This window comes from Bacillus sp. FSL L8-0199 (assembly GCF_038005705.1).
In the GTDB taxonomy this organism is placed as follows: domain Bacteria; phylum Bacillota; class Bacilli; order Bacillales; family Bacillaceae_G; genus Bacillus_A; species Bacillus_A cereus.
In genome coordinates this window covers 5,037,732-5,064,338 of sequence record NZ_JBBOTS010000001.1, presented here as the reverse complement: position 1 = coordinate 5,064,338, position 26,607 = coordinate 5,037,732, and the positions used below count along the sequence as shown (strand labels likewise).

Here is a 26,607-nt window from a genome sequence, read left to right as displayed (position 1 = left end):
TAAAATAATTTTTATAGGAGAGGATGACAATAGGAAAAAGAACCAGTTTTATAAGTCTATTTCTCTTTAGTTTAGTAGCATGTTCACCATCTAGCACTACAATTGATAAGAAGAATGATGTCATTGTAAAGGGAGCAGGAATTCTCAATCTAGATAAATTTGAAAAGTTCGTTTTGAATGTCGAGCAAAGGGAAGTTGATAAAATAAGAATTGTACAGTATACCCTTGAAGGGGACCCGATTTTTCAAACGTTAGAGTATAGTGGGAAGGATATATTTTATGTGTCAGATAATAGAAAAGACAAATTTGCTGGGAAGGATAAAGGGTTACATAAAGATAGTTGTAAAGGTATTGTTAAAGAGCAGCGCGAATCAGAAAGTACTTATCGGTTAATAGATTGTATGAATGAAGCTGGGCGCAATGGATATGACTTAGTATATGTACCTAAAAAATAGAATTAGTAGAGGAAGGAGGTATTTACTCCTTCCTTTTTCTATGTGTATATTGTCGAAAACTTTACCGAATATCTGTTCGTTTTTTTAGGTTTTTTATAGGTATTCGTGGTAAAATAATAATACAGATTTTTATGAGGAGGTCGGATTTTCTTGGAACGTCAATTTGAAATTGTCTCAGCGTATTCCCCGCAAGGTGATCAGCCGGTAGCTATAGAGAAGCTTGTAGAGGGAATTAATAGTGGAAAGAAAAAGCAAGTGTTGCTTGGAGCGACAGGAACGGGTAAGACATTTACGATTTCAAATGTCATTAAAGAAGTGCAAAAGCCAACACTTGTTATGGCTCATAATAAAACGTTAGCAGGGCAGTTGTATAGTGAGTTGAAAGACTTTTTCCCGAATAATGCAGTTGAATATTTTGTTAGTTACTACGATTATTATCAGCCAGAAGCGTATGTGCCGCAAACAGATACGTTTATTGAAAAAGATGCGCAGATTAATGATGAAATTGATAAATTGCGTCACTCGGCAACGTCTGCATTATTTGAACGGGACGATGTAATTATCGTTGCGAGTGTTTCGTGTATATATGGCTTAGGTTCCCCAGAAGAATACCGCGAGCTAGTTGTTTCGCTTCGAGTTGGTATGGAAAAAGACCGCAATCAATTGCTTCGTGAACTTGTTGATGTACAGTATGGACGTAATGATATTGATTTCAAGCGTGGTACATTCCGTGTACGCGGAGATGTAGTTGAAATCTTCCCAGCATCACTTGATGAGCATTGTATTCGAATTGAGTTTTTCGGTGATGAAATCGATCGTATTCGTGAAGTAAATGCGTTAACAGGTGAAGTATTAGCGGAACGTGATCATGTAGCAATCTTCCCAGCATCTCACTTCGTTACACGTGAAGAGAAAATGAAGGTCGCTATTGAAAATATCGAAAAAGAATTAGAAGAACGTTTAAAGGAGTTAAATGATAACGGTAAGTTGTTAGAAGCGCAGCGTATAGAGCAACGTACACGTTATGATTTAGAAATGATGCGCGAGATGGGCTTTTGTTCAGGTATTGAAAACTACTCCCGTCATTTAACACTTCGTCCAGCGGGGGCAACGCCGTATACGTTATTAGACTATTTCCCGAAAGATTTCTTAATCGTTATGGATGAGTCGCACGTATCAGTACCGCAAGTAAGAGCGATGTATAACGGTGACCAAGCACGTAAACAAGTGCTTGTGGATCATGGATTCCGTCTGCCATCAGCTTTAGATAATAGACCGCTCATGTTTGATGAGTTTGAGGAGAAAACGAATCAAGTTATTTACGTTTCAGCAACGCCAGGACCGTACGAGTTAGAGCAGTCACCAGAAGTAATCGAACAAATTATTCGTCCAACAGGGCTTTTAGATCCACCAATTGATATACGACCAATTGAAGGGCAAATTGACGATTTATTAGGAGAGATTCAAGATCGCATTGCAAAAAATGAACGTGTATTAATTACGACTTTAACGAAGAAAATGTCAGAGGATTTAACGGATTACTTAAAAGATGTAGGAATTAAAGTTAACTATCTTCACTCTGAAATTAAAACGTTAGAACGTATTGAAATTATCCGTGATCTCCGCCTCGGTAAATTTGATGTACTTGTCGGTATTAACTTATTGCGAGAAGGATTAGATATTCCGGAAGTATCACTTGTAGCTATTTTAGATGCTGATAAGGAAGGATTTTTGCGTTCAGAACGTTCATTAATTCAAACAATTGGTCGTGCCGCGCGTAATGAAAACGGCCGCGTTATTATGTATGCAGATCGTATCACGAAATCTATGGGGATTGCGATTGAAGAAACGAAGCGTCGTCGTAGTATACAAGAAGCTTACAATGAAGAGCATGGTATTACGCCGAAAACGATTCAAAAAGGCGTTCGTGATGTTATCCGTGCAACGACAGCTGCTGAAGAGACAGAAACATACGAAGCAGCACCAGCTAAGAAGATGACGAAAAAAGAGCGCGAAAAGACAATTGCGAAGATGGAAGCAGAGATGAAAGAAGCAGCAAAAGCGTTAGACTTCGAGCGTGCAGCTGAACTAAGAGATTTACTATTAGAATTAAAAGCGGAAGGGTGAAAAAAGTGAGTAAGAGCAAGGATTTTATCGTTGTAAAAGGTGCTAGAGCACATAACTTAAAAAATATTGATGTAACCATTCCGAGAAATCAGCTTGTCGTTGTAACGGGATTGTCTGGTTCGGGGAAATCATCATTAGCATTTGATACGATTTATGCAGAAGGGCAGCGCAGATACGTAGAATCATTATCTGCGTATGCGCGCCAGTTTTTAGGACAAATGGATAAGCCGGATGTGGACACGATTGAAGGATTGTCACCAGCGATTTCAATCGATCAAAAAACAACGAGTCGTAATCCACGTTCAACTGTCGGAACGGTAACGGAGATTTATGATTATTTACGTTTATTATTTGCGCGAATTGGTACGCCAATTTGTCCAAATCATGGGATTGAAATTACATCACAAACAGTAGAGCAGATGGTAGACCGTGTTCTTGAATATCCTGAACGTACGAAATTACAAGTGTTAGCTCCTATCGTGTCTGGGCGTAAAGGTGCACATGTGAAAGTACTTGAAGATATTAAGAAGCAAGGATATGTTCGTGTACGTGTTGATGGTGAAATGCTTGATGTATCTGAAGATATTACGTTAGATAAAAATAAGAAGCATTCCATTGAAGTTGTAATTGACCGTATTGTTGTAAAAGAAGGAATCGCAAGCCGTCTTGCTGATTCACTTGAAAGTGCATTAAAGCTTGGCGGAGGCCGAGTGTTAATTGATGTAATGGGAGAAGAGGAACTTCTATTTAGTGAACATCATGCTTGTCCGCATTGTGGTTTTTCAATCGGAGAATTAGAGCCGCGTATGTTCTCATTCAACAGTCCGTTCGGAGCATGTCCTTCTTGTGATGGACTTGGTTCAAAGCTAGAGGTAGATTTAGAGCTTGTTATCCCGAACTGGGATTTATCATTAAATGAACATGCAATTGCACCTTGGGAACCGACAAGTTCACAATACTATCCACAACTTTTACAATCTGTATGTAATCACTACGGCGTTGATATGGATGTGCCTGTGAAAAATATACCGAAAGATTTATTTGATAAAGTGTTGTACGGAAGCGGGGAAGAGAAGGTTTATTTCCGCTATGTAAATGAATTTGGTCAAGTAAAGGAAAATGAGATTTTATTTGAAGGTGTTATTCCAAACATTGAACGTCGTTATCGTGAAACGAGCTCCGATTACATTCGTGAGCAAATGGAAAAGTATATGGCAGAACAAGCTTGTCCGAAGTGTAAAGGTGGACGCTTAAAGCCTGAGAGCTTAGCTGTATTTGTTGGCAATAAAACGATTGCTGACGTAACGAAGTATTCAGTTCAAGAAGTACAAGAATTCTTCTCGAATGTAGAGCTAACGGAGAAGCAACAAAAAATAGCTCATTTAATTTTAAGAGAAATTCAGGAGCGCGTTGGGTTCTTAGTGAACGTTGGTTTAGATTATTTAACGTTAAGTCGTGCCGCAGGAACTTTATCAGGTGGTGAGGCGCAGCGTATTCGTTTAGCGACGCAAATTGGTTCTCGTCTAACTGGCGTACTTTATATTCTTGATGAACCTTCAATTGGTTTACACCAGCGTGATAACGATCGTCTTATTCGTACATTGCAAGAAATGCGCGATTTAGGTAATACGTTAATTGTTGTTGAACATGATGAAGATACGATGATGGCTGCTGACTATTTACTTGATATAGGGCCTGGTGCAGGTATTCACGGTGGACAAGTCGTATCAGCAGGTACACCGGCTGAAGTGATGCAAGATGATAATTCATTAACAGGGAAGTATTTAAGCGGTAAAGAGTTTATTCCTGTTCCACTTGAAAGACGTAAAGGTGACGGAAGGAAAGTGGAAATTGTCGGCGCAAAAGAGAATAACTTAAAGAATGCGAAGATGTCATTCCCGCTTGGTACGTTTGTAGCGGTAACAGGTGTATCTGGATCAGGTAAAAGTACGATGATTAATGAAGTACTATATAAATCGTTAGCGCAAAAGTTATATAAAGCGAAAGCGAAGCCGGGTACGCATAAAGAAATTAAAGGTCTTGAACATTTAGATAAAGTAATTGATATTGACCAATCACCAATCGGTCGTACACCACGTTCTAATCCAGCGACGTACACAGGTGTATTTGATGATATTCGTGATGTGTTTGCACAAACGAATGAAGCGAAAGTGCGCGGATATCAAAAAGGACGTTTCAGCTTTAACGTAAAAGGTGGCCGTTGTGAAGCGTGCCGTGGTGATGGAATTATTAAAATCGAAATGCACTTCTTACCAGACGTATACGTTCCATGTGAAGTTTGTCATGGTAAACGTTATAACCGCGAAACGTTAGAAGTGAAGTATAAAGATAAGAATATTTCTGAAGTGTTAGGGATGACAATTGAAGATGGAGTAGAGTTCTTCGCTAATATCCCAAAAATTAAGCGTAAACTTCAAACGCTTGTAGACGTTGGGCTTGGTTATATGAAATTAGGTCAACCAGCAACAACATTATCTGGTGGGGAAGCACAGCGTGTGAAATTAGCTTCTGAATTACATCGTCGTTCTACAGGACGTACGTTATACATTTTAGATGAACCAACGACTGGTTTGCATGCGCATGATATTGCACGTCTTCTAGAAGTGTTGCAACGTCTTGTTGAGAGCGGTGAGACGGTACTTGTAATTGAACATAATTTAGATGTGATAAAAACAGCTGATTATATAGTTGACCTTGGACCAGAGGGTGGAGATAAAGGTGGACAAATCGTTGCTTCCGGAACGCCAGAGCAAGTAGTGAAAGAAGAGCGCTCGTACACAGGTAAATATTTAAAAGAGATTTTAAATCGTGATAAAGCAAGAATGAAAGAGAAAATAAAAGAAGTAGAGTTATCGCAATAAGTTTATTGATGAAAACCGGGTGGAAATGACGCTCGGTTTTTATTGTATAGGGGGAGAAGATGGAGTTTTTAGAGGTGTTAAGGAAGAAAAATATGAAGGTAAGAGAGTTTCAAAGTTGGGGTGTATATTTTCGAAAGCTCTGGGAGGATCACTTTGCAAATCATTTAAGTGATGAAGAAAAAGAAGACATTTTTCTTTATGGAGATAAGTATGGATGTGGGTATCTTTGGCACATATTTAGTTATGAGAAAAAGAAGTGTTTAGAGGGGAAAGAAGCAAAGAACGCGTTTCATAATGAAGTGAAAAAGGATTGCTACATTTTCTATCAACACTGTGATGAGGTACTGTTAATAAAGGATGCGAGTTTGTTACATATGGATGATATATTGTGTGAGAGGGACGATATGTATAAAGGTGATATCTATATTGTAGATAAGGAGTTCACTTGGACTTTTGTAAAAACTCATGAACATAGATGGTGCGGCCCTTATTTTACTAAGAAATGTTAGTAGGTATACAAGCATGAAAGATAGAATAAGTTGATATAAGTGTTCGTATCATACTTGCGTTTCTTATCTATTAGCGTATGATGAAATATATATGTTTAAAAGGATGTGTAACGAAATGAGATGGATTGTATCACTTCTTGTAAATAGCGTTGTGTTAATCGCTGTATCGGGACTTTTAAAAGGGATTGCACCAGATGCATTTTATGTAGCAAATATACAAACTGCAATTATTGCGAGTATTATATTGGCGGTTTTAAATGTGTTCGTAAAGCCATTTTTAATTTTAATTACGCTACCAATTACTGTTGTAACTTTCGGCTTCTTCTTAATTGTTATTAATGCGATTACGTTAAAAATAGCAGATTCATTATTAGGAGATGCTTTTAATATATCAGGATTTGGTGTAGCGATTGTTGCGGCAATTTGTATTTCAATTTTTAATATGATAATTGAAAAGGCAATTGTTGAGCCTCTATATGAAAAAAAGAGAAAGTGACAAAAAGAAAAACATTTCATTATTCGTATGAAATGTTTTTTTCTATTTATTAGAAACCGTATTTCTTGTTTTCAGAAAAAAATGGTACAATATCCGATAGAATGGAATTTTACATCAAACGAGACTGAACCCGCAGCGGAGTGGAGGTTTATACATATGCCGAAAGTAAGGACAAAAGATTTAATTGAACAATTTCAATTGGAGTTAATCAGTGGTGAAGAAGGTATTCATCGTCCAATTGATACAAGTGATTTATCACGACCTGGAATTGAAATGGCAGGATTTTTTACATACTATCCAGCAGATCGTGTGCAGCTTCTTGGTAAAACGGAGCTTACTTTCTTTGACACGTTAACGTCAGAGCAAAAACAAGAGAGAATGAAAGCGCTTTGTACTGAGGAGACGCCATGTATTATTGTAACTCGCAATCAAGATGTACCAGATGAGTTATTACAAGCATCACGTGAATCAGGTATGCCTTTATTACGTTCTTCTCAAACGACAACGAGATTATCAAGTCGTTTAACAAACTATTTAGAAGGTAAGTTAGCACCAACAACAGCTGTTCATGGTGTGTTAGTAGATATTTACGGCGTTGGTGTTTTAATTACAGGTCAAAGTGGTGTTGGTAAAAGTGAGACAGCTCTTGAGCTTGTAAAGCGTGGTCACCGTCTTGTTGCGGATGATAGTGTAGAAATTCGTCAAGAAGATGAAGACATGTTAGTCGGAAGTTCACCAGATTTAATTGAGCATTTATTAGAAATTCGTGGTCTAGGCATTATTAACGTTATGACGTTATTCGGTGCAGGGGCAGTGCGAAATTATAAGCGTATTACACTTGTTATTAATCTTGAAATTTGGGATCAAAAGAAAAATTACGATCGCTTAGGTCTTGATGAAGAGAAGATGAAAATTATTGATACAGAACTTACGAAGATTACACTTCCAGTTCGTCCTGGTCGAAACTTGGCTGTTATTATTGAAGTAGCAGCGATGAACTTCCGTTTAAAACGTATGGGAGTCAATGCAGCACAGCAGTTCTCTGAACGATTAATGAGTGCAATTGAGTTAGGAAATCAGGAGTAAACTTTGGAGAGGGAGGTCATATACATATGCTGTTAGCTTCTGTACCACAGCTTGACCGTGTAGCTATCCAACTTGGGCCGTTTCCTGTGTATTGGTACGGGATTATTATCGGTACAGGTGTGCTATTAGGTCTTTGGCTGGCAACTCGCGAGGGAGAAAGGCTAGGTATTCCAAAAGATACATTTGTTGACCTTGTATTAATTGCAGTACCGATCGCTATTCTTTTTGCGAGAATGTACTATGTTATTTTTGAATGGGAATATTACGCACAAAATCCGAGTCAAATTATTAATATTCGTCAAGGTGGTTTGGCGATTCATGGTGGTTTAATCGGAGCTGTTATTACCGGAATTCTTTTTGCGAAGCGACGCGGGGTTTCCTTCTGGAAGTTGGCTGATATTGCTGCACCAAGTATTTTACTAGGACAAGCAATTGGCCGATGGGGAAACTTTATGAACCAAGAGGCGCATGGTGATGAAGTAACGAGACAGTTTTTAGAAGGTCTTCATTTACCAGACTTCATTATTAATCAAATGTATATTGAGGGTGTGTACTATCATCCGACGTTTTTATATGAATCATTATGGAATTTTGCAGGTGTAATTTTACTACTTGCATTAAGAAAAGTGAATTTACGTCGCGGGGAGTTATTCTTCACATATTTAATTTGGTATTCAGTAGGACGCTTCTTCGTAGAAGGCTTACGTACAGATAGTTTAATGCTAGGACCACTTCGTATTGCACAAGTAATGTCAATTGGACTTGTTGTTATTTCTATTATTTTCATTATTGTGAGACGAAAAATGGGGCAAGCTGATAAAAGATATTTAGAAAATTAGAGACAAGTAGCATCTTATTATAAGATGCTGCTTCTTTCATATTCAGGAAGGCGAAAGGACTAAGGCGATGAGAATAAATACCGTGTTATTTGATTTAGATGGAACTTTAATTAATACAAATGAACTTATTATTTCTTCGTTTTTACATACTTTAAATACATATTATCCAAATCAATATAAGCGTGAAGATGTGTTGCCATTTATCGGTCCATCTTTGCATGATACTTTCAGCAAGATTGATGAAAGTAAGGTTGAAGAGATGATTACTAGCTATCGCAAATTTAACCATGATCATCATGATGAATTAGTAGAAGAATATGAAACTGTATATGAAACAGTTCGAGAGTTGAAGAAGCAAGGTTATAAAGTTGGTATTGTTACAACGAAAGCGAGACAAACCGTTGAGATGGGATTACAGTTGTCAAAGCTTGATGAATTTTTTGATGTTGTCGTGACAATTGATGATGTAGAGCATGTGAAACCACATCCGGAGCCACTTCAAAAAGCGCTTGAATTATTAGATGCAAAACCAGAAGAGGCATTGATGGTTGGGGATAATCATCATGATATTGTCGGTGGTCAAAATGCGGGGACGAAAACAGCTGCGGTTTCATGGACGTTGAAAGGTAGAGCGTATTTAGAGGCTTATAAGCCGGACTTTATGCTAGATAAAATGAGTGATTTGCTACCGATTTTGTCTAATATGAACCGTTCATAAAGGTCCAAGTAAGTTAGTAGAGGAGCGAGCTAAGTGCGACGGACAACGCGCTATCCTGTTTCAGGAGAAAATTCGTTATGGAATGTATATAAAACAGTGTCTTTTTGGAAGGTAATGAAAAACTTTATTATTATCCAAATTGCGCGTTACACACCATTTTTATCCGTCAAAAATTGGTTGTACCGCACTTTTTTACGGATGAAAGTAGGAAAGAAAACATCATTTGCGCTTATGGTAATGCCGGATATTATGTTCCCAGAAAAGATAACTGTGGGAGAGAATTCGATTATTGGCTATAACACAACGCTTTTAGCACATGAATATTTAATTCGTGAATATCGACTTGGCGAAATCGTCATTGGAAATGAAGTAATGATTGGAGCGAATGTAACAATATTACCAGGTGTGAAAATTGGAGACGGTGCGACTGTCTCAGCTGGCACACTTGTTCATAGAGATGTACCGAGCGGTGCTTTCGTAGGTGGAAATCCAATGCGTATTATTTATACGAAAGAGCAAATGACCGCAAGAGAAGGTTCATGGTGAAAATGTAACATTTCTCCTCTTTTTTTATGAATAAAAAGGAAATAATTGAGTATAATATACTGTTTTGTTTTTTACGGAATCGTTTATACTTATAGATAGAAGAATGTGTGAACGAAGAAAACAAAAAACTGGAGGATATATGGGGAAAAATCAAAGGATATATAAGGAGAACGGACAAGTTATCTCTTTTAATCAATTAGCGGACTTCTTTTATAAAAAAGGGATGAGAGCTTACAAAGGACAAAAATTGCAAGATGCAATTAAATATTTTCGAAGAGCGGCACAAAGTGAGAAGGAGCCGTTTATTTTATGTCAATTAGCATCAGTATTATCTGAGGCTGGTGAATATCAAGAATCGAATCAAATCTTCTTAAAGTTAGTTAGATCTAATCCAGAACTTGAACAGTGCTATTATTTTATTGCAAATAATTATGCATATATGGGGTTATTTCAACAGGCGAAGAAATATGCAGATCGTTATTTAGAAGTTGCAAAAGAGAAGGAATTCGTAGAAGATACATTAGAACTTCTTGAGATTATGGAAGAAGAAGCAATGGGTGCGGAAGAGATTGAAGATGAAGATGATTTAATTGTTATGCAGGAAGAAGCGAATCGCTATATTCGTAATGGACAATTGGAAGAAGCAATTGCTACATTAGAAATTGTTACGAAAGATTATCCGGAATTTTGGTCAGGCCATAATAATTTAGCCATTGCACATTTTCAATCTGGTAATGTAGACAAAGCACTGAAGTTAACAGAAATGATTTTAGAGAAAAACCCTGGTAATATACATGCGCTTTGTAATACGCTTATTTTTCTATATTCAATTGGAGAGCATAAACAAGTAGAGGCATTAGCGGGACAGCTAGTTTCGGTATATCCGATTTCATTTGAACATCGTTTGAAACTGGGAACTACACTCGCAACAATTGGTTATTTCGAGCATGCATATAAGTGGTTCAAACTATTAAAGCGTCAAGGATATGAGGGAGACGTTAGTTTTTATTATTGGTTTGCATATTCTGCGTATATGGTGAAAGACCAGCAACTAGCTGAAAAAATGTGGCAATATGTCGTGGAATTACATCCTGATAAAAAGGGAAAAGAACCGTGGAATGCGCTGAATTTAGCAGATGAAGGGCAAAACGTGTTATTTGAAGAATTACGAAAATCATTTCAGCAAAGTGCGACGCTAGAAGAACAAATGCTAGCTTTATATTTAATGAATGAATTGTCAACGCCGGAGAAGGTTGGATTCTTCTTTGATATAACGCAAGCGAAGAACGGTGTTCCCATCGTATCGCAACTTGCAAAGTACTTCTTTTTACTTAATAGTCATAAGAGTATTCCAGCTGATTTACAGCAATTTGAGCAGTGCGCGAGAATTGCGGATGCATTATACAATTATACGAAAAAAGATGATGAATTAATCGAAGAGTGTTTACACTTTTGGTTTTGTACGTTCATACGTTTATATACATCTGGAGACATATTTACAAATGTGTACGGCTGGTCAGCTGCGATTGAATACATTGTACGCGGCGAACAAGGAAATAAAATGACACAGTCGGAGCTTGGAGATGTATATAATGTATCTGTAGCGACTGTCCGAAAGTATGTGCAAGCTGTTAAGCGTACGCACACATAAGATAAGCAAATCATTGGGAAAAAAATGATGCTAACAGTATAATGAGGGTAACTTAATTGTGTAGGAATGGATAGGAGTGAATAGTGTGTCAGAAGAAAAAATTTATGATGTCGTTATTATTGGTGCAGGACCAGCTGGTATGACAGCTGCAGTATATACATCTCGTGCAAATTTAAGCACATTAATGCTTGAGCGTGGTATTCCAGGTGGCCAAATGGCAAACACGGAAGATGTAGAAAACTACCCAGGTTATGAGTCTATTTTAGGGCCAGATTTATCAAATAAAATGTTTGAGCATGCGAAGAAATTTGGTGCTGAATATGCATACGGTGATGTGAAAGAAGTCATCGATGGTAAAGAATACAAAACAATTATTGCTGGTAAAAAAGAATATAAAGCACGTGCAATTATCGTTGCAAGCGGTGCAGAGTATAAAAAAATTGGTGTACCGGGTGAAACAGAACTTGGCGGCCGCGGTGTATCATATTGTGCAGTATGTGACGGAGCATTCTTTAAAGGAAAAGAGCTTATCGTAATTGGCGGCGGAGATTCTGCTGTTGAAGAGGGTGTGTTCTTAACACGCTTCGCATCAAAAGTAACGATCGTTCACCGTCGTGACACGCTTCGTGCACAGAAAATTTTACAAGACCGTGCTTTCCAAAACGAAAAAGTAGATTTCATTTGGAATCACACTATAAAAGAAATCAACGAAGCAAGTGGTAAAGTAGGAAGTGTAACACTTGTGGACGTAAATAGTGGAGAAGAGAAAGAAGTCAAAACTGACGGTGTATTCGTATACATCGGTATGTTACCTTTATCAAAACCATTTGTTGAACTAGGTATTACAAATGAAAATGGTTACCTTGAAACGAACGAGCGTATGGAAACGAAAATCCCTGGTATTTTCGCAGCTGGTGATGTTCGTGAAAAAATGCTTCGTCAAATTGTAACTGCAACAGGTGACGGTAGTATTGCAGCGCAAAGTGCACAACATTACGTAGAAGAATTATTAGAGGAATTAAAAACTGTATCAGAAAAATAAGGGATAATATACCTTGTGAGAAGAAAGCTACCGACAGGAGCTTTCTTCTTTTTTTGTGTGAAAATGTCAAAGTTTTGTCAAAAAATATAAGGATTATAAGCTTTCTTATTGATATACTGAACTTTACGGAAAAAATCACTATAAGAAATGAGGAATTTATTCAGTATGGAATGGCGTAATATATATCGTGGATTTTGTATGGGCGTTAGTGATTTAATTCCTGGTGTGAGCGGCGGTACAATCGCTGTTGTGTTAGGGATTTATGAACAATTGCTTGCGGCAATTAGTGGATTCTTTAGTCGTGAATGGAAAAAACATTTAGGATTTTTAATTCCCCTTGCAGCTGGTGTGGCAGCGGCATTTTTAACGTTAAGTCACGTTATTAAATATTTACTTGCAAATCATTATGAACCGACTCAATTTTTCTTCCTCGGTTTAATTATTAGTATATTACCGATGTTAATGAGGGAAGCTGATGCAAAGTCGTCGTTTAAAGGTAAGCACATCGTTTTATTAATAGTTGCAGCAATTCTTGTTGCGATTACAGCTTTCTTTAAACCAGATAAGGCAGCAGATCCGATTACGACGTTAACAATTTTAAATGCAATTGGTTTATTTTTCGCAGGATGGATGGCTAGTATGGCCATGCTGCTTCCTGGAATTAGTGGATCGTTTATTTTATTAATTATTGGTGTGTATCCAACAGCAATTAACGCTTTAACTACACTTAACTTACCTTTAATCGTGGTTATCGGTGCTGGTGTTATGGTTGGATTTGTTGTAAGTAGTAAAGGCATTAGTTTTTTATTAGATCGTTATAAAAGTATGACATTTGCGGCAATTATTGGACTTGTAATCGGTTCGATTGTAATTGTATTCCCTGGGATTCCGACTGGCGGATTTTCAATTATAAGTTCAATTATTACCTTTGTTTTAGGATTTGCGATTGTTACTTATTTCGGTAAGAAATAAGTACTTTAATCCCCTTGGCGATAAAAAGCGTTAAGGGGATTTTTCATGCTATTCATTAAAAGTCTAAGCATTTACATTGCTTGTTATAGAAAGCTTTTTTAAAATTGCTGAGTAGCATATGCTTAGCGAAAGAGGACTGGCTCCTTCGTTGTAGCAAACTGTTTTTGATAGTATAATGAAAGAAGTATGCAGTGAGGAATTTTACTGCAAGTAGCTGAGGTGAAGAAACATGCAAAGAGTGACAAACTGTGTGTTAATTAGAGATAATGAAGTACTCTTACTCCAAAAACCTCGCCGAAATTGGTGGGTTGCACCAGGCGGGAAAATGGAGCGTGGTGAGACTGTAAGAGATTCCGTTGTTCGCGAGTATCGTGAAGAAACAGGTATTTATTTGAAAAACCCAGCGTTAAAGGGGGTCTTCACCTTTGTCATCCAAGAAGGTGATAAAGTTGTTTCTGAATGGATGATGTTCTCCTTTTTAGCGACAGATTTTGCAGGAGAAAACAAACTAGAGAGCGAAGAAGGCATCATTGGTTGGCATACATTTGATAAAATTGATGATTTAGCAATGGCGCCAGGAGATTATCACATTATTGATTATTTAATTAAAGGAAATGGCATAATCTACGGTACATTTGTATATACCCCAGATTTTGAGTTGCTTTCATATCGATTAGATCCGAGTTAAACCGTCAAGGAGAGGATACAATGACAGAGAATAATGATATAAAAATGGTAATTATTACAGGGATGTCTGGAGCTGGAAAAACAGTAGCTTTACAAAGTTTTGAAGATTTAGGATATTTTTGTGTGGATAATTTACCACCGATGTTATTGCCGAAGTTTATTGAGCTTATGGCGGATTCAAAAGGGAAAATGAATAAAGTGGCACTTGGTATTGATTTACGTGGCCGCGAGTTTTTTGAACATTTATGGGGAGCACTTGATGATTTATCAGAACGTACATGGATTATTCCTCATATTTTATTTTTAGATGCGAAAGATAGTACGCTTGTAACTCGTTATAAAGAAACGAGACGTTCGCATCCACTTGCACCAACTGGTTTGCCGTTAAAGGGAATCGAAGCAGAGCGTAATTTATTAACAGATATGAAGGCACGAGCGAATATTGTGCTTGATACATCGGATTTAAAACCGAAAGAATTACGTGAAAAAATTGTTCACTTGTTCTCAACAGAAACTGAGCAAGCATTTCGTGTAAATGTTATGTCATTTGGATTTAAGTACGGTATTCCAATTGATGCAGATTTAGTATTTGATGTTCGTTTTTTACCAAATCCATATTACATTCCACATATGAAGCCATTAACAGGACTAGATGAAGAAGTTTCTTCGTATGTACTGAAATTTAATGAGACACATAAGTTTTTAGAGAAGTTGACGGATCTGATTACTTTCATGCTGCCTCATTATAAAAGAGAAGGCAAAAGTCAACTTGTAATTGCAATTGGATGTACAGGTGGACAGCATCGTTCTGTTACGCTTACAGAATACCTTGGGAAACATTTGAAACCAGAGTATAGTGTTCATGTATCTCATCGTGATGTGGAGAAGAGAAAGGGCCATTAAGGGATGAAAAAAGAGAGAAAGCCTAAAATTGTCATCATGGGAGGCGGAACTGGACTCTCTGTTTTATTAAGAGGATTAAAGCAATATCCTGTTGATATTACAGCAGTTGTTACAATCGCTGATGATGGTGGTAGTTCGGGTAGATTACGTGATGAGCTAGAAATTCCACCTCCAGGTGACATCCGTAACGTACTTGTTGCGTTATCGGATGTAGAGCCACTGGTGGAAGCTTTATTTCAGCACCGTTTCACAACAGGAGACGGACTGAAAGGTCATGCGTTAGGAAATCTATTATTGGCAGGTATGACCTCGATTACAGGAGACTTTTTCCATGCAATTACAGAAACAAGTAAAGTATTAAATGTCAGAGGACGTGTATTACCAGCAGCGAATCAAAGTGCGGTACTTCATGCGGAACTTGAAGATGGGGAAATTGTAACAGGTGAATCAAAGATTCCTTATTACGGAAAGAAGATTAATCGTGTCTTTTTAACTCCAGAAGATGTAGAGCCATTGCATGAAACGTTGGCTGAGATTAAACGAGCTGATTTACTTGTTTTCGGTCCTGGCAGTTTGTATACGAGTATATTGCCCAATTTAGTTGTTAACAAAATTGGAGACGCTGTTCTTGCTGCAAAGGCGAAGAAGGTATATGTATGTAACGTTATGACACAAGCGGGTGAAACGATGGGATATACTGCTTTTGATCATGTGCAGGCGTTACACGATCATTTAGGGCAACCATTTATCAATACTGCAATTGTAAATAACCGTGAGATTCCTTGTGAATTACGTAAGTTATATGATGAAGAAATGTCTACACCAGTTGTAGTGGATGAAGAACGTTTTGTTGAAAATAATATTGATGTTATTCAAGAGGGATTAGCGAAGTATGATGATCATGTTGTAAGGCATGATACGTTAAAGTTAGCTTCCATTTTATATTCATTGTTATAAATATGCGTTGCCTCGTTTGAGGTAGCGCTCCTCATTCATATAGGACAAGAATTTTGTTCCATAATAATCGTATAAGGAGGTGTTGACTGTGTCATTTGCATCAGAAACAAAGAAAGAGTTGACGAATCTTGAGATGAAGGAATGCTGTGAGAAAGCAGAATTATCAGCGTTACTTCGAATGAACGGGTCGCTTTCTTTTTCAAACCGTCGTCTATCTATCGATATTCAAACGGAAAATGCGGCAATTGCAAGAAGGATTTATACGCTTTTGAAAAAAGGATATGACGTGACGGTAGAATTGCTTGTTCGTAAAAAAATGCGCTTGAAGAAAAATAATGTATATATTGTGCGGCTTGTTGAGAAGTCTCGTGAAATATTAGCTGATCTTCATATCGTTCGAGATGACTTTTCATTTATTCGAAATATATCACAAGAACTGATTGAGAAGAAGTGTTGTAAACGATCGTACTTACGCGGCGCATTTTTAGCAGGTGGTTCAGTAAATAACCCAGAAACATCATCTTATCATTTAGAGATCTTTTCGTTATATAAGGAACATAATGATGCTATATGTGAACTGATGAACGGATTTGATTTAAATAGTAAGACGTTGGAAAGAAGAAAAGGGTACATTACGTATTTGAAAGAAGCAGAAAAAATTACAGAGTTTTTAAATATTATAGGTGCTCATAATGCACTTTTAAGATTTGAAGATATTCGAATCGTACGTGATATGCGTAATTCTGTAAATCGTTTAGTGAACTGCGAAACAGCTAATTTAAATAAAACAATTGGTGCAGCACTAAGGCAGATTGAAAATATTCGTTACATTGATGAGACAGTTGGTCTTGATATATTGCCGGATAAACTACAAGAGATTGCACAATTACGAAGAGATTATCAAGATGTAACATTGAAAGAGTTAGGTGAGATGGTATCCGGGGGGAAGATTAGTAAGTCGGGTATTAATCATCGTTTGCGTAAAATCGATGAAATTGCAGAGAAATTACGCGCGGGGGAAACGGTAGCAAAAAAATAAGAGGTTAAAGGGGAAATGGAGCTGTGGTTCAAAAACGAGTTCAGGTTTCATTAAAAAACGGTTTACAAGCACGTCCGGCTGCGTTGTTTGTACAAGAGGCAAATCGCTTTCATGCAGATATCTTCATCGAGAAAGATGGAAAGACAGTAAATGCAAAGAGCATAATGGGGATTATGAGCTTAGCAATTGGAACTGGAAGCATGATAACAATTACAACAGAAGGTTCAGATGCAGAAGAGGCTTTAGAAGCATTAGCTGCATATGTACAATAAAAAGCTATCGCGTATATGCGATAGCTTTTTTGTTTTGTTGTCTGTGCGAATTAGCGGGGAGGGGTATTTAAGGGGGATGTGCTTGTCGAGGATTGTCGGTAAGTCGATAAGTGGTGTCGAAACGTCGATATATTAAAATAATCGCCGATATAATCGGAGTTACGGTCGATATATTTGAAAAATCGCTGATATATTTAGGTGAATACCAGGGTGGGTATCCAGACGGAGGTGCATGATAATAAAAAAGCGCCCTGTAATAGGGCGCTTTTTTATGTATCTAGCTCCATCGGCTAGCTCTTCGTGTCTAAGAACCTTCCGCATAAGAAGGCAAAAAGCGCCTTTTATGCGAAAGAACCTTAGCCAGTCAGAGCTGGACGAGCCGCTTCCGCTTTTAGTTATATCCAGCTCCATCGGCTAGAATCTCCGGTTGTTTCGCCCCTTCATTCGAGGCAAAAAGCGCCTCGGAATCAGGTGCTCCATCGCCCTTTGATTCTAAACGAGCCGCTTTCGCTTTTAAGTATTAACGATTTGTAAAGATTTTATCGATTAAACCGTATTCTAAAGCTTTTTCTGCTGTCATGAAGTTGTCGCGGTCTGTGTCGCGTTGTAGTACTTCAAGTGGTTGACCAGTGCGGTCAGCAAGAATTTGGTTTAGTTTTTCACGTAAGAATAGGATACGTTTTGCAGCGATTTCGATTTCAGTTGCTTGACCTTGTGCTCCACCAAGTGGTTGGTGAATCATTACTTCACTGTTTGGAAGTGCATAACGTTTTCCTTTTTCACCTGCTGCAAGTAAGAATGCACCCATAGATGCTGCCATACCGATACAGATTGTTGATACTTGTGGTTTAATAAACTGCATTGTATCATAGATTGCCATACCCGCTGTGATAGAACCACCAGGGCTGTTGATGTAGATGTGAATATCTTTTTCTGGATCTTGAGATTCCAAGAATAAAAGCTGGGAAACGATTGAGTTAGCTACGTTGTCATCAATTGCACTACCAAGCATAATGATGCGGTCTTTTAATAGTCGAGAGTAAATATCGTAAGCGCGTTCTCCACGATTTGTTTGTTCAATTACTGTAGGAATTAAATTCATCTGTTATTTCCTCCTTATAAAGCTTTCTTAGTCTTATAATACAATTATGGTCAATAAAGGTCAAACGAAACCACTTTAAATCAAAAAAATATGTAGTTGTACCATGAAATATTCGCTATGTTTTCGAAATTCCCTGCTTATGTATCTTCAACATCATAACCGAATTACATAAATTTAAACGTTATGAAAACTGGAGAAAAAAAGAAAAGAACGCCTTTTAACTGAAGCGTTCTTTCGATAATTAGTCTTTTAAAAGATAGGTTACTTTATTTAAAATCTTTTCGATTTGTTTCGCGTTTTTACTATACATTTCACTTGCTGATTTCGACTTTGTTTCTAAGGAAAATAGTTCAAGATCAGCATGACATTTTTTTAAAGATGCTAATAATAAAGGTTTGTTTTGAGGAGAAGGCATTTGGAGTTTGTCATTGTAAATGTCGATAGTAAGTTGTCCGTATGAATCCACTTGACCGAGGAAGACATTTTCAATAACAACACCGAGTTTTTCTAATTCTGAATGTAGCCAAGCGCGGTTATGTCCGCTTGCTGAAAGAGGTTCATCTAGTACATTTCCATCCATAATAACAGTTTGTGGTTCTTTCTCGTTTGGTACTTTTAAACCGATGTCTTTTGCTGTAAGTGGCTGGGAATCTTTCTTTAATAATACATTTAATTCTCCGCTCGGTTCTAAGACAGCAAATTCGACTTCAGCTACGCTGAACGCACTTTTTCCACGGAGAAGTTCCAGTAATTCGTCACTCGTATATTTTTCTTTCTTTAAGTTATCTTCGAGTATCTTTCCGTCTTTTATTAATACGGTAGATTTCCCTTCAAAGAAGTCCCGAGCTGTTTTGTTCTTTAAAGAGAGGATTCCTGTTAAAAAAGGTACCACAGCGAAAATGAGTATCGCAAAGACGCCGTGAAAAAATTTTGAATCGAGCCCTGTAGATACTTGGGCAGCGATGTCACCAATCGTCATTCCGGCTATGTATTCAAAAAAGGAAAGCTGAGAGATTTGTCTTTTGCCTAACCATTTCGTAATAGCGAATAAAATAATTAATATGAATACAGAGCGAAGAATGACAAGTGTCCATTCCGGCAGGTGAGACATAGTCGTTTCCTCCAGTCTACTTAAAACCCTTTATATTGAGGTTCTTCACGTTCTAATACTGAAATTCTATCCTTTAAATCAGCGATGACGCTGTCCATTTCTAACATACATTCATGAAATACGCGTTTTGATTCTTCGTCTTGTGAATTTAATGAAAGGGAGCTTAAACTTGCTTGAGCGCCCCTTACACTAGCAAGGCAAGTTTTTACGCTAGCGATAACAGTCATATAAACACCTCTTATCCTTTCGGTTTGAATAACAATGCTCCAATGAAGCCGAAAATAATAGCCGCTGATACACCGGCGCTCGTTACTTTAAACATGCCGGTAATAACGCCAACGATGCCATGTTTTGCAGCTTCTTCCATTGCGCCATGAACGAGGGCATTACCAAAGCTTGTAATAGGTACAGTTGCCCCGGCTCCAGCGAAATCAATTAATGGCTCATACAAATTAAATCCATCTAATATAGCTCCAGCAACAACGAGTGTTGCCATTGTATGAGCAGGTGTTAGTTTGCCGACATCAAACATAAGTTGGCCGATTACACATATGAGTCCGCCAATGACGAAAGCCCAGAAAAAAATCATTGCGTTGCACCTCCAAATTCAATCGAAACGGCGTGAGCGATACACGGAATCGTTTCTTCTTGTTGGAATGTAAGTGGAGATAGTAAAGCACCTGTCGCAACGACAAGTATTTTTTTGAACTCTCCTCTTTTCATTCGGTTTAATAAATGACCGTATACGACTGTTGCGGAACATCCAGGTCCGCTAGCACCAGCTATGACAGGTTGTCCTTCTCTATAAATGATAATTCCGCAATCTTGAAATTGTTCGCTCGTTACTTTCGTTCCGTGTTTATGTAGTAAGTCATAAGCAATTTCGCGTCCTACATGTCCGAGATCGCCTGTTACGATTAAATCGTAGTAAGAGGCATCAATTTGACGTTCACGTAAATGGGCTTCAATTGTATCAACTGCAGCTGGAGCCATTGCGCCTCCCATATTAAACGGATCCGTTAATCCCATATCAACCACTCGGCCGATTGTTGCAGAGGTTACTCTTGGACCGTGTCCAGTATCGCTTAAAATAGCGGCTCCTGCTCCGGTTACTGTCCACTGTGCAGTAGGCGGCTTTTGTCCACCGTATTCGGTAGGGTAGCGGAACTGTTTTTCTACAGCTGTATTATGGCTTGAAGCTCCAGTTAATAAATATTTTGCACCTTTTGCATTTACGATACTTGCCCCAAGTGCTAAACCTTCCATAGAAGTAGAGCAAGCCCCGAATAATCCGAGATAAGGAGTCCCAAGTGTGCGGCAAGCAAAGCTTGTTGGAGTAATTTGATTAATTAAATCTCCTGCGAGTACGAATTGAATATCATCTTTACGAAGCTCTGCTTTTTCAGTAGCGCGACTACAAGCTTCTTCGAATAAAATCTTATGTGCTTTTTCATAGGAATCTTGTCCGAGCCATAAATCTTCATGAAGGATATCGAAGTCTTCTGGGATGTTCCCCTTTGCTTCAAATGGTCCACCGACAACCCCTGTTGAGATAATGACTGGTTTGTTTTCAAATACCCACGTTCGGTGTCCTTGTAACATTTATAGCCCTCCCCATTGAACGAGAATAGTTTTAATAAGCGCGATGACGAAAGCGGAAAATACACCAAATAAAATAACAGAACCAGCTAGTTTAAACATATTGCCACCAACGCCAAGGACAAATCCTTCCGTTCGATGCTCAATACATGCGGCAATAACAGAGTTACCAAATCCAGTAACAGGTACAGCTGTACCAGCACCGGCAAACTGTCCAAAACGATCGTATATACCAAATCCAGTTAGTAACATGGAGATGAAAATGAGAGTTGCGACTGTTGGATTGCCTGCTGAGCGTTCAGTGAAATCAAAATATGTGATGTAAAAAGTAGAAATGAGTTGTCCGATGAAGCAAATAAAACCACCGACGAAAAAGGCTTTTATACAATTTTTTAAGACAGGTCGTTTCGGTTCGCGTTCTTGTTCGAATTTTTTATACTCCTGTTGTACAGGGGTTAAGTTTTTATCTTTACTAGACATTGCAATCCTTCCTTTTCTTTTAAAAAGCGTTAAGTGTTAGACTCCATTTTTTTACCAATGAATTTTAATTGTTTATTAATTTCATCTTTAGATACTTCTTTTTCCTTAATTTTTCTTTCGAGTTTTTCGAGTAACATAAAGATTTTTTTATCTGTACTGACACGAACATCGAAAGTAGGGTGCTCATCACTTAGTTGCTTTTGAAGTTTGCTGCGCAACGGCTTTAATCCAAACCTTTCGTGATGCTCCGGTGTAACTGCTATGTAGAGATCTAAATTTGAATTCACTGCTGTGCTTTTTATAATTTCATCCATAGCGAGAGCTCTTTTTTTCGCTCCTTGTGATATAGATTGATTAAAGGATTCCGTACTCGTCTTTGTTAACTTTGGACCTTTTTCTTTCTCCGTTCGTTTTGCTTCTTCTTTCACTTTTTTATCTAAAGGACTATTATCACATCCGGTAAAAGAGCTAAATAGAAGTGCAAATAATGCGGTTATGAGGCCGAGTTTTCGCATAATTATCATTCCATTTCTATTGCAATATGTAATGTGATAGAAAAAGGATGACTGCATATCATCCTTTTTCTATTTCACAGCAAGATTGGTTCGTTATTGCTGTGAGTATTGTGGTTCTTCTTGTTGGACTTCTTCAACACGTGGGTTTAAAGAATCGATAATCGTTTGTGTTTGCTGCGCAGCTGTTTGGAAAAGTTGCTTAGCTTGTTGGTTATCCGTATCAAGAGCGAATCCCTCTAAGCTAGCTTGGGCACTTTTTAATCCAGAAACAGTCTGCTTTAATTTTGTAATTACAGTCATTGAATGAAGCCCCCTTTGGAATATCAATTCAAAGATTATAATTTGTGAGTTGGGGAGAATTTATGATTGGAAAATTTAGGGGTGGAATGGATTTTATATGCTCTTAGCTAAGATGCATAAGGTATTACGGGGATATTTTTATTGATTTAGATGGATTTTGTTGCTATTATTATGAGAAGAAAATGAAGTGTTTTCTATAATCATGCGCCCATAGCTCAGTCGGATAGAGCGGTGGTTTCCGGTACCACGTCTGCCGGGGGTTCGAATCCCTCTGGGCGCGTCAAAAAGTCCTAACTTACGTTTTGTAGGTTAGGACTTTTTTTATTTACCTCTTGTTATATCTAGTAATAAGATTTACTATTAGTACTTGATAATAATTTTTAACTTTATTATTTTCTTTCAATATTATTCAAATTTCGGTTGTAAGTTGTAAATCTCATTAATACATATAAATTAATAATATTTTGGAATGGGTGTCTGCGTGAGGATTCTCCTTTTACCAAACTTATTGTACAATAGAAACAAGGGGGAGATTAGTTTGAAGGCAAGTCTTTTACAAGAACAAAGCTTACGTTTGGCAATGACACAAGAGTTAAGGCAAGCGATTACAATGCTCCAGTATAATGTACAAGAATTATCGGAGTTTTTGTATGAGCAATCGTTAGAGAATCCCCTTATTGAGTTAGGTGGTTTTGAGAGGGAGAAGAAAAAGAGCTCTAACAACAGTAAAAGTACCAGCAAACAAGTCGAGAATCAGATGGAGATCTACAGTGTGGATTCTACAACGATTCAGCAACATTTATTAAATCAAATACAGTATTATAAAATAGATGAAGAAGAGCGAAAAGTAGCTTCTTTCATTATTATGAACATGGATGGAAATGGATATTTACAAGAAACGAATGAAGAGTTAGCAGAGCTCCTTTCTGCACATATTCATGTAGTCGACCGTTCTGTAGAGCTTGTCCAATCACTGGAGCCAGCAGGGGTAGGGGCGCGTAATATTCAGGAATGTTTAACCTTACAATTGAAGCGCTTACAAAGGCGTAATGGATTAGCAGAAGAGGTTGTAGAAGATCATTTCGCTTATTTCGTGAAGAAAGATTGGCGAAAGCTCGTTCAAGTGTTGAAATGTAGTAATGAGGAATTACAGAGTGCGGTAAATTGTATAACGTCATTACAACCAAAACCAGGTCTTGCGTTTTCTTCAGATAAACCACTTTACATTGTACCTGATATGGCGGTGAAAAAAGATGGCGATCGCCTCGTTTTACAAATGAATGAGAGAAATATGCCGAGAATTGAAATTCATTCTGAATATAGTGCGCTTCTTAATAATAGTGAAAGTGAAGTAGCATCTTACGTATCAGAAAAGTATCAGCATGTGCAGTGGATTATGCGCAGTTTGAAGCAGAGAAAACAGACATTGCTGCAAGTAATGACTATTATTATGGAAAAACAACGTGATTTCTTCTGGAAAGGTCCAGAGTATTTAAGACCTCTCGCTTTAAAAGAGGTAGCGGAAGAGTTAAGTGTGCATGAATCGACAATTAGTCGTGCGACGCGAAATAAATATGTGCAAACACCACACGGTTTATTTGAGATGAAATCGTTCTTTAGCAATGCCGTTTCGACGACTGAAGATGAAGCAGTTTCTACAAAACGTGTAAAACAATTTATTCAAACGCTAATTGGGGCAGAGGATAAGAAAAAGCCACTTTCAGATCAAAAGATTTCAAAATTATTAGAAGAAGAGCATGAAATTGTTATTTCTCGAAGAACAGTGGCGAAGTATAGAGAACAAATGCATATCCCAGCTTCGTCATTACGAAAAACGATCGGATAGGTGAAGAAGATGAAAGTTGTACTGTATACTAAAAAAGATTGTGGCCTTTGCGTGAAGGCAAAACAAGTTTTACAGGAAGTACAATGTGAATATTCTTTTCAAATCGAGGAAATAGATATATATGAAGATAATGACCTTTTAGAAAAATATCACTTAATGATTCCGGTTGTAGAAATGGACGGAAAACAAGTAGAATATGGTAACATTCACAAAGGTGTCATAATAAACTATATAAAGAATGCAGTTAAGAGTTGAATAAGTTTCTATCTCCTGTTACAATAATACACGTAGCAGGGATTATTTTTTTAACCTATGTGGGACACAAAATGTCACTACGGGACGTAAAGTGACCACGAGGGAAAATGAACCGATGTAGTGAGGAGAAAAGATATGCGCTCATGGATTCAGAACACAAAAAAATTATTACCTGATCTGCTACCTGTTATGCAAACGAGAATGCAAATTCTTCAATACATTAGGCTCATGCAGCCGATTGGAAGAAGAAACTTATCAGCAAGTCTCGGTATGACAGAACGAGTATTGCGAAGTGAAGTTCAAGTTTTGAAAGAACAAAACTTAGTTCACGTCGCTTCTTCTGGAATGACTTTGACAGAAGAAGGAACAGCTTTAGTTCTTGCTTTGGAAGACTTTATGAAAGAAATTTCCGGGTTAAAGGTTTTAGAAAAGCAACTTAAGGAAACATTAGACTTGGATGAAGTTTTCGTTGTCCCTGGTGATAGTGATGAATCACCTTGGGTCAAACTGGAGATGGGCCGTGCTTGTGTGACTTGTATAAAAGACCGTCTGACAGCGAATAATATCGTTGCTGTGGCTGGAGGAACTACGCTAGCTGCTGCTGCGGACATGATGCAACTTGATTGCAAAGATTTACATATGCTGTTTGTCCCAGCACGTGGTGGAATTGGAGAAGGTGTTGAATTAGAAGCCAATACCATTTGTGCCAAGATGGCGCAAAATACGATGAGTAATTATCGCTTATTGTATGTTCCAGACCATGTTAGTAGCGAAGCATATGCGTCTATTGTGACAGAGCCTTCCGTGAAAGAAGTTCTTGAGTTGATTCGATCTTCCAATATCGTCATTCATGGAATAGGTGATGCGTTAACAATGGCACGTCGCAGAAGTACTTCAGAAGCAGATTGGTTAAAGATTCAGGCAAGCGAAGCAGTTGGCGAAGCTTTCGGTTACTACTTTAATGAAGAAGGAAATGTTGTTCATAAAGTAAGAACAGTTGGTATGCAACTAGAGGACTTACAAAATGTATCTCATGTTGTTGCAGTCGCTGGAGGTTCTTCAAAGGCAAAAGCAATACAGGCTGTAATTAAACAAGGGCACACTTCAATTCTAATTACAGATGAAGGTGCAGCAAAACAGTTAACAAAGGGTTTTACCCTTTAATATAATCCCCCAAGGAGGAAATTCAAATGACTAAAATTGGTATTAATGGATTTGGACGTATCGGACGTAACGTATTCCGCGCAGCTCTTAACAACTCTGAGGTAGAAGTAGTAGCAATCAACGACTTAACAGATGCTAAAACATTAGCTCACCTTTTAAAATATGACACAGTTCACGGAACTTTAAATGCAGAAGTATCTGCTAACGAAAACAGCATCGTTGTTAACGGTAAAGAAATTAAAGTTATCGCTGAGCGTGATCCAGCTCAATTACCATGGAGCGACTACGGAGTAGAAGTAGTAGTAGAATCTACTGGCCGTTTCACTAAAAAATCAGATGCTGAGAAACACTTAGGTGGATCAGTTAAGAAAGTTATCATCTCAGCTCCAGCTTCTGACGAAGATATCACTGTAGTTATGGGTGTTAACCACGAACAATACGATGCAGCTAACCACAACGTAGTATCTAACGCTTCTTGTACTACAAACTGTCTAGCTCCATTCGCTAAAGTATTAAACGAAAAATTCGGCGTAAAACGCGGAATGATGACAACAATTCACTCTTACACTAACGACCAACAAATCTTAGACTTACCACACAAAGATTTACGTCGTGCTCGTGCAGCAGCTGAAAACATGATCCCAACATCTACTGGTGCAGCTAAAGCTGTAGCATTAGTATTACCAGAACTTAAAGGTAAATTAAACGGTGGCGCTGTACGTGTTCCAACTGCTAACGTTTCTCTAGTTGACTTAGTTGTTGAACTTGACAAAGAAGTAACAGTTGAAGAAGTAAATGCAGCATTCAAAGCAGCAGCTGAAGGCGAATTAAAAGGTATCCTTGGATACAGCGAAGAGCCATTAGTATCTATCGACTATAACGGATGTACAGCTTCTTCTACAATCGATGCATTATCTACAATGGTAATGGAAGGTAACATGGTTAAAGTACTTTCTTGGTACGATAACGAAACTGGTTACTCTAACCGCGTAGTAGACCTAGCAGCTTACATGACTTCAAAAGGTCTTTAATTCTTAATTATATAAGTTATCAA

The 26,607-nt window shown here is 37.9% G+C and carries 29 protein-coding genes and 1 tRNA gene; 22 read left to right on the top strand and 8 right to left on the bottom strand.

The annotated features are described in order from the left end of the window. Positions 1–23 precede the first annotated feature (23 nt). From NST86_RS26250 to NST86_RS26170, 17 genes are all read left to right on the top strand, one after another. Positions 24–455: a DUF4362 domain-containing protein gene (locus tag NST86_RS26250; protein WP_137026338.1), complete on the top strand. Its 432-nt coding sequence runs from the start codon at positions 24–26 to the stop codon at positions 453–455. Positions 456–605: 150 nt separating this feature from the next. Further along, positions 606–2,582, top strand: a complete 1,977-nt coding sequence (gene uvrB, locus NST86_RS26245) for an excinuclease ABC subunit B (protein ID WP_000441053.1) — start codon at positions 606–608, stop codon at positions 2,580–2,582. Between the two features lie 5 nt (positions 2,583–2,587). Then, complete coding sequence (gene uvrA / locus NST86_RS26240) at positions 2,588–5,464, top strand: excinuclease ABC subunit UvrA (protein ID WP_000045583.1); 2,877 nt, start codon at positions 2,588–2,590, stop codon at positions 5,462–5,464. Between the two features lie 59 nt (positions 5,465–5,523). Beyond that, positions 5,524–5,973, top strand: a complete 450-nt coding sequence (locus NST86_RS26235) for a DUF4275 family protein (protein WP_025966382.1) — start codon at positions 5,524–5,526, stop codon at positions 5,971–5,973. Positions 5,974–6,088: 115 nt separating this feature from the next. Beyond that, positions 6,089–6,469, top strand: coding sequence for a phage holin family protein (locus tag NST86_RS26230; RefSeq protein WP_001267308.1), 381 nt, complete (start codon positions 6,089–6,091; stop codon positions 6,467–6,469). 156 nt (positions 6,470–6,625) lie between these two features. Continuing rightward, entirely contained in the window at positions 6,626–7,555 is a 930-nt protein-coding gene (hprK, locus tag NST86_RS26225) for an HPr(Ser) kinase/phosphatase (RefSeq protein ID WP_001127250.1), read from the top strand. Positions 7,556–7,581: 26 nt separating this feature from the next. Further along, positions 7,582–8,394, top strand: coding sequence for a prolipoprotein diacylglyceryl transferase (gene lgt, locus NST86_RS26220; protein ID WP_000922848.1), 813 nt, complete (start codon positions 7,582–7,584; stop codon positions 8,392–8,394). Between the two features lie 67 nt (positions 8,395–8,461). Further along, positions 8,462–9,112 (top strand): pyrophosphatase PpaX, encoded by a 651-nt coding sequence (gene ppaX, locus NST86_RS26215; protein ID WP_002097946.1) that lies wholly within the window; start codon positions 8,462–8,464, stop codon positions 9,110–9,112. 33 nt (positions 9,113–9,145) lie between these two features. Beyond that, positions 9,146–9,658 (top strand): acyltransferase, encoded by a 513-nt coding sequence (locus tag NST86_RS26210; protein WP_001255070.1) that lies wholly within the window; start codon positions 9,146–9,148, stop codon positions 9,656–9,658. A gap of 139 nt (positions 9,659–9,797) precedes the next feature. Continuing rightward, positions 9,798–11,309 carry a tetratricopeptide repeat protein gene (locus NST86_RS26205; RefSeq protein WP_000517720.1) on the top strand — a complete coding sequence of 504 codons (1,512 nt, stop codon included), beginning with the start codon at positions 9,798–9,800 and terminating at the stop codon, positions 11,307–11,309. An 85-nt stretch (positions 11,310–11,394) separates the two neighbouring features. Beyond that, positions 11,395–12,351: a thioredoxin-disulfide reductase gene (gene trxB / locus NST86_RS26200; protein WP_001288078.1), complete on the top strand. Its 957-nt coding sequence runs from the start codon at positions 11,395–11,397 to the stop codon at positions 12,349–12,351. Positions 12,352–12,516: 165 nt separating this feature from the next. Then, the gene (locus tag NST86_RS26195) at positions 12,517–13,323 is read left to right on the top strand and encodes a DUF368 domain-containing protein (protein ID WP_000455197.1); all 807 of its coding nucleotides are present in this window, start codon (positions 12,517–12,519) and stop codon (positions 13,321–13,323) included. Between the two features lie 229 nt (positions 13,324–13,552). Further along, positions 13,553–14,011, top strand: coding sequence for an NUDIX hydrolase (locus NST86_RS26190; protein WP_001190080.1), 459 nt, complete (start codon positions 13,553–13,555; stop codon positions 14,009–14,011). 20 nt (positions 14,012–14,031) lie between these two features. Next, positions 14,032–14,913 carry an RNase adapter RapZ gene (gene rapZ, locus NST86_RS26185; protein ID WP_000138459.1) on the top strand — a complete coding sequence of 294 codons (882 nt, stop codon included), beginning with the start codon at positions 14,032–14,034 and terminating at the stop codon, positions 14,911–14,913. A gap of 3 nt (positions 14,914–14,916) precedes the next feature. Beyond that, on the top strand, positions 14,917–15,870 hold the full coding sequence (locus NST86_RS26180) for a gluconeogenesis factor YvcK family protein (RefSeq protein WP_000712186.1): 954 nt from the start codon (positions 14,917–14,919) through the stop codon (positions 15,868–15,870). Between the two features lie 88 nt (positions 15,871–15,958). Further along, positions 15,959–16,909 (top strand): DNA-binding protein WhiA, encoded by a 951-nt coding sequence (gene whiA, locus NST86_RS26175; RefSeq protein WP_000006560.1) that lies wholly within the window; start codon positions 15,959–15,961, stop codon positions 16,907–16,909. 23 nt (positions 16,910–16,932) lie between these two features. Then, the gene (locus NST86_RS26170) at positions 16,933–17,181 is read left to right on the top strand and encodes an HPr family phosphocarrier protein (protein WP_000250307.1); all 249 of its coding nucleotides are present in this window, start codon (positions 16,933–16,935) and stop codon (positions 17,179–17,181) included. 520 nt (positions 17,182–17,701) lie between these two features. Here NST86_RS26170 and clpP read toward each other — a convergent pair. From clpP to NST86_RS26130, 8 genes are all read right to left on the bottom strand, one after another. Next, a complete protein-coding gene (clpP, locus tag NST86_RS26165) occupies positions 17,702–18,283 on the bottom strand; it encodes an ATP-dependent Clp endopeptidase proteolytic subunit ClpP (protein WP_001049162.1) in 582 nt (193 codons plus the stop codon). Positions 18,284–18,524: 241 nt separating this feature from the next. Continuing rightward, on the bottom strand, positions 18,525–19,394 hold the full coding sequence (locus NST86_RS26160) for a DUF421 domain-containing protein (RefSeq protein ID WP_000018924.1): 870 nt from the start codon (positions 19,392–19,394) through the stop codon (positions 18,525–18,527). Positions 19,395–19,414: 20 nt separating this feature from the next. Further along, complete coding sequence (locus NST86_RS26155) at positions 19,415–19,621, bottom strand: DUF1657 domain-containing protein (RefSeq protein ID WP_000215909.1); 207 nt, start codon at positions 19,619–19,621, stop codon at positions 19,415–19,417. An 11-nt stretch (positions 19,622–19,632) separates the two neighbouring features. Beyond that, positions 19,633–19,983, bottom strand: coding sequence for a stage V sporulation protein AE (gene spoVAE, locus NST86_RS26150; protein WP_000575919.1), 351 nt, complete (start codon positions 19,981–19,983; stop codon positions 19,633–19,635). Continuing rightward, entirely contained in the window at positions 19,980–20,996 is a 1,017-nt protein-coding gene (gene spoVAD, locus NST86_RS26145) for a stage V sporulation protein AD (protein ID WP_000938972.1), read from the bottom strand. Before spoVAD ends, spoVAE begins: the two co-directional genes overlap by 4 nt. Beyond that, the gene (gene spoVAC, locus NST86_RS26140) at positions 20,997–21,473 is read right to left on the bottom strand and encodes a stage V sporulation protein AC (protein ID WP_000095399.1); all 477 of its coding nucleotides are present in this window, start codon (positions 21,471–21,473) and stop codon (positions 20,997–20,999) included. It lies immediately after the preceding gene. A 29-nt stretch (positions 21,474–21,502) separates the two neighbouring features. Then, positions 21,503–21,988, bottom strand: a complete 486-nt coding sequence (locus NST86_RS26135) for a YhcN/YlaJ family sporulation lipoprotein (protein ID WP_001228546.1) — start codon at positions 21,986–21,988, stop codon at positions 21,503–21,505. Between the two features lie 93 nt (positions 21,989–22,081). Further along, complete coding sequence (locus NST86_RS26130; RefSeq protein ID WP_000216166.1) at positions 22,082–22,288, bottom strand: DUF1657 domain-containing protein; 207 nt, start codon at positions 22,286–22,288, stop codon at positions 22,082–22,084. A 204-nt stretch (positions 22,289–22,492) separates the two neighbouring features. Between NST86_RS26130 and NST86_RS26125 the strand changes: the two genes are divergently transcribed. From NST86_RS26125 to gap, 5 genes are all read left to right on the top strand, one after another. Further along, positions 22,493–22,568 (top strand) — tRNA-Arg (locus NST86_RS26125). A gap of 258 nt (positions 22,569–22,826) precedes the next feature. Beyond that, positions 22,827–24,134, top strand: a complete 1,308-nt coding sequence (gene rpoN / locus NST86_RS26120; RefSeq protein WP_000647955.1) for an RNA polymerase factor sigma-54 — start codon at positions 22,827–22,829, stop codon at positions 24,132–24,134. Positions 24,135–24,143: 9 nt separating this feature from the next. Further along, positions 24,144–24,389: a glutaredoxin family protein gene (locus tag NST86_RS26115; RefSeq protein ID WP_000869730.1), complete on the top strand. Its 246-nt coding sequence runs from the start codon at positions 24,144–24,146 to the stop codon at positions 24,387–24,389. A gap of 135 nt (positions 24,390–24,524) precedes the next feature. After that, positions 24,525–25,553: a gapA transcriptional regulator CggR gene (gene cggR, locus NST86_RS26110; protein ID WP_001258185.1), complete on the top strand. Its 1,029-nt coding sequence runs from the start codon at positions 24,525–24,527 to the stop codon at positions 25,551–25,553. A 26-nt stretch (positions 25,554–25,579) separates the two neighbouring features. Then, complete coding sequence (gene gap / locus NST86_RS26105; RefSeq protein ID WP_000161236.1) at positions 25,580–26,584, top strand: type I glyceraldehyde-3-phosphate dehydrogenase; 1,005 nt, start codon at positions 25,580–25,582, stop codon at positions 26,582–26,584. Positions 26,585–26,607: the final 23 nt, after the last annotated feature.

Bases quoted from the DNA above. Each gene is read 5' to 3' on its own strand.
- NST86_RS26250 (WP_137026338.1), top strand. From the start codon at position 24: ATGACAATAGGAAAAAGAACCAGTTTTATAAGTCTATTTCTCTTTAGT.
- NST86_RS26235 (WP_025966382.1), top strand. From the start codon at position 5,524: ATGGAGTTTTTAGAGGTGTTAAGGAAGAAAAATATGAAGGTAAGAGAG.
- NST86_RS26230 (WP_001267308.1), top strand. From the start codon at position 6,089: ATGAGATGGATTGTATCACTTCTTGTAAATAGCGTTGTGTTAATCGCT.
- hprK (WP_001127250.1), top strand. From the start codon at position 6,626: ATGCCGAAAGTAAGGACAAAAGATTTAATTGAACAATTTCAATTGGAG.
- lgt (WP_000922848.1), top strand. From the start codon at position 7,582: ATGCTGTTAGCTTCTGTACCACAGCTTGACCGTGTAGCTATCCAACTT.
- ppaX (WP_002097946.1), top strand. From the start codon at position 8,462: ATGAGAATAAATACCGTGTTATTTGATTTAGATGGAACTTTAATTAAT.
- NST86_RS26205 (WP_000517720.1), top strand. From the start codon at position 9,798: ATGGGGAAAAATCAAAGGATATATAAGGAGAACGGACAAGTTATCTCT.
- NST86_RS26195 (WP_000455197.1), top strand. From the start codon at position 12,517: ATGGAATGGCGTAATATATATCGTGGATTTTGTATGGGCGTTAGTGAT.
- NST86_RS26190 (WP_001190080.1), top strand. From the start codon at position 13,553: ATGCAAAGAGTGACAAACTGTGTGTTAATTAGAGATAATGAAGTACTC.
- rapZ (WP_000138459.1), top strand. From the start codon at position 14,032: ATGACAGAGAATAATGATATAAAAATGGTAATTATTACAGGGATGTCT.
- NST86_RS26180 (WP_000712186.1), top strand. From the start codon at position 14,917: ATGAAAAAAGAGAGAAAGCCTAAAATTGTCATCATGGGAGGCGGAACT.
- clpP (WP_001049162.1), bottom strand. From the start codon at position 18,283: ATGAATTTAATTCCTACAGTAATTGAACAAACAAATCGTGGAGAACGC.
- NST86_RS26160 (WP_000018924.1), bottom strand. From the start codon at position 19,394: ATGTCTCACCTGCCGGAATGGACACTTGTCATTCTTCGCTCTGTATTC.
- NST86_RS26155 (WP_000215909.1), bottom strand. From the start codon at position 19,621: ATGACTGTTATCGCTAGCGTAAAAACTTGCCTTGCTAGTGTAAGGGGC.
- spoVAE (WP_000575919.1), bottom strand. From the start codon at position 19,983: ATGATTTTTTTCTGGGCTTTCGTCATTGGCGGACTCATATGTGTAATC.
- spoVAD (WP_000938972.1), bottom strand. From the start codon at position 20,996: ATGTTACAAGGACACCGAACGTGGGTATTTGAAAACAAACCAGTCATT.
- spoVAC (WP_000095399.1), bottom strand. From the start codon at position 21,473: ATGTCTAGTAAAGATAAAAACTTAACCCCTGTACAACAGGAGTATAAA.
- NST86_RS26135 (WP_001228546.1), bottom strand. From the start codon at position 21,988: ATGCGAAAACTCGGCCTCATAACCGCATTATTTGCACTTCTATTTAGC.
- NST86_RS26130 (WP_000216166.1), bottom strand. From the start codon at position 22,288: ATGACTGTAATTACAAAATTAAAGCAGACTGTTTCTGGATTAAAAAGT.
- NST86_RS26115 (WP_000869730.1), top strand. From the start codon at position 24,144: ATGAAAGTTGTACTGTATACTAAAAAAGATTGTGGCCTTTGCGTGAAG.
- cggR (WP_001258185.1), top strand. From the start codon at position 24,525: ATGCGCTCATGGATTCAGAACACAAAAAAATTATTACCTGATCTGCTA.
- gap (WP_000161236.1), top strand. From the start codon at position 25,580: ATGACTAAAATTGGTATTAATGGATTTGGACGTATCGGACGTAACGTA.